At 65.9% G+C, this 1,618-nt stretch carries 1 protein-coding gene and 1 pseudogene; one reads left to right on the top strand and one right to left on the bottom strand.

Features of this window, described 5'->3' with window-relative positions; translation table 11 throughout:
- Nucleotides 1–1,380 (bottom strand): 5'-3' exonuclease H3TH domain-containing protein (locus LQV45_RS30920; protein WP_290370370.1); only part of this gene is annotated, 1,380 nt, incomplete at its 3' end.
- Here LQV45_RS30920 and LQV45_RS30915 point away from each other — a divergent pair.
- A pseudogene (locus LQV45_RS30915) lies at nt 1,379–1,618 on the top strand (thioesterase); the annotation flags it as partial. The gene LQV45_RS30920 and the pseudogene LQV45_RS30915 sit on opposite strands and share 2 nt — an antisense overlap.

The following is a 1,618-nucleotide window of genomic DNA, read 5'->3' as shown; positions in this document are numbered from 1 at the left end:
CTTCAGGGCAGCCTTGAACCCGTGCATGACCTTCGGCGCGTGGGCGTCGCGCAGCCATGCGGCCAGAACATTTTCGGCGGCGGCGTCCTGGCTGGCCAGGTCGATATAGACGGCAGCGTCGTCGCGGACGATCGCCACCGCTGCGGCGTCCTCGCCGATCCGGCCGGGCACAACGTCGACCGCCACAGCGGAGCGCTTGCCGGCACCGGCCTCGAGGAACGCGCCAAGTTCGGCTGCGTCCGCCGGGATCACGAAGTCCGGGATGTCGAGGCTTTCCCGCTCGGCTTCGGTGACTTCACTGCCGTAGAGGGCGAAGAGCCGGGTCCGGATGGTCTTGAATTCCAGGGCGTCGAACAGCTCCTCGAGGGCTGCCTGGTCAGGCCGCGGGTCCGCGAGCTCGTCCAGCGTCACTGGCAAATCCAGGTCGGTGTGCAGCCTGTTGAGGCGCCGGTTGCGCTTGACGTCGTCAACGTATTCGCGCAGGGAGTCCCCCACCTTCCCGCCGATCGCGTCGAGGTTCTCCAGGACCCCCTCCAGTCCGCCGTAAAGGTTGATCCATTTCGCTGCCGTCTTGGGGCCGACGCCGGGAACACCGGGGAGGTTGTCCGCGGATTCCCCCACCAGGGCGGCGAGGTCCGAGTACTGGGCCGGGCTGACGAAGTACTTCTCCTGGATGGCGTCCGCGTCCATGCGGGGAATATCGCTGACACCCTTCTTGGGGTACAGGACGAAAACGTTGTCGGTGATGAGCTGGAAGGCATCGCGGTCGCCTGAGACCAGCAGCACTTCGTAACCGGCCTTTTCCCCCATTGCGGCGAGGGTGGCCAGGATGTCGTCAGCTTCCCAACCGGGCATTTTGATGGTCTTGATGCCCCAGGCGCCCATGACCTTGTCGATGAGGTCGATCTGGCCGCTCATTTCCCGCGGGGTCTCGTTGCGTCCGCCCTTGTACTCGCTGTACTCGGCCTTGCGGTGCGTCGTGTCATCGGAGACGTCGAAGGCGACCGCCACGTGGGTGGGCTTTTGCTCCTTGATCAGGTTGATCAGCATGGACGTGAAGCCGTGGACGGCGTTCGTGTGCTGGCCCGTGGCGGTGGAGAACTTGTCCGCGGGCAGGGCGAAGAACGCCCGGAACGCCATGGAGTGCCCATCGAGCACGAGTAGCCGCGGCTGGTCCGTGATGGGAATCACGGGGGCCTCGGTGGCGGAAACCGACGCCGCGGCCCGGCTGGATTTTCCGGCACGCTTGGCCGCAACCCCTGAATCCGGCGCAGCTGCCAGGAGGTGGTCTGCGGCAGTGTCCGCGGAAAGGGAGTCTGCATTCTCGAGGGCAAGGGCCGGTTTGGTAGTTTCACTCACAGGTGCCAGCCTAGTTCCCATGATGGACAATTTCACGCCCGGCCCGTACGCGGCCGAGCTCGCTGCGGCCGGTGTTCCCGAGGAGATGCACGATTGGCTGGGCCAGTACGGCGTCGGAGCCCTTGTGGTGAAGATGGGGATCCGCTTCCTCGAGATGAGCCCGGAGCGCACTGTGGCCACCATGCCGGTGGCGGGGAACACCCAGGTGGCAGGCATCCTGCACGGCGGGGCCCACGTGGTCCTGGCCGAAACCCTGGGT

It is taken from the genome of Microbacterium sp. Bi128, from assembly GCF_918698205.1.
Note: the sequence above shows the minus strand (reverse complement) of the source record. Positions and strands in the feature narration are given on the sequence as shown.